Genomic DNA, 862 nt, shown 5'->3' on the forward strand with positions numbered 1-862 from the left:
TCCCGACCGTGCCGCATCCGCGCACGACGAATCCGGCAGCCGGCCGGCGCTCCCTGCCGCAATAAGCGATAAAAAAACCGCGAGCCTTCGTACAAAAGGAAACTCGCGGTTTTTTATAGCAGCCAACAAAACCTCAGACCACGTTCATAGCCAGCGCACTCTCACGATAATGCTGGCTCGCCTTGTCGCTGTCGCCGAGCTGTTCGTGCAGACGCGCCAGGGCCCGATGGGTGCGGATCTTGAGCGGTTCGTTATCGGCGAGTTTCAAAGCCGATTCCAGGAACGCCTGCGCCTTGCCCCACAACTGCTGATGCAGACACAGACGGCCGAGCGTGAACAGCAAATCGGCGTCTTCCGTGCGCTCCTTCTGCCAGGCTTCGGCACGCTGGATCAGCGGCAAGGCATCGCCTGGCGACGCGCAATCCGGATATCGGCGCAGCAAACGCGCATCCCAATTGTGGTTCAGCGCTTCCTCGACGATCCTGCGCGCGTCGTTGCGGCGATCCAGCGCGATCAACAACTCGGCGGCGAGATCGGCCAGACGCGGCGACTGTCGCTCCACCGGCGACAACGACTGCCAGAATTCGAGCAGCGCATCGGGATTGTGCCGGCGATCGCGCAGCAGGTTTTCAGCCGCAACCTGCCGCAGACGCACCGCGACCGCAGGATGCAGAGCCTCGCGTTTTTCGAGCGTCTTGACGAGCTTCAGCACTTCGCCCCAGTTCTTCAACTGCTGCAGCGCATCGGGATTGTGCCGGCGATCGCGCAGCAGGTTTTCAGCCGCAACCTGCCGCAGACGCACCGCGACCGCAGGATGCAGAGCCTCGCGTTTTTCGAGCGTCTTGACGAGCTTCAGCACTTC

At 62.2% G+C, this 862-nt stretch carries 1 protein-coding gene; it reads right to left on the reverse strand.

Annotation, left to right across the window (positions count from 1 at the left end):
* Nucleotides 1-133: 133 nt before the first annotated feature.
* A partial coding sequence (locus ACRXB1_RS36935; RefSeq protein ID WP_449494890.1) for a tetratricopeptide repeat protein occupies nucleotides 134-862 on the reverse strand: 729 nt, incomplete at its 5' end.

Source organism: Caballeronia sp. M23-90 (assembly GCF_053574605.1).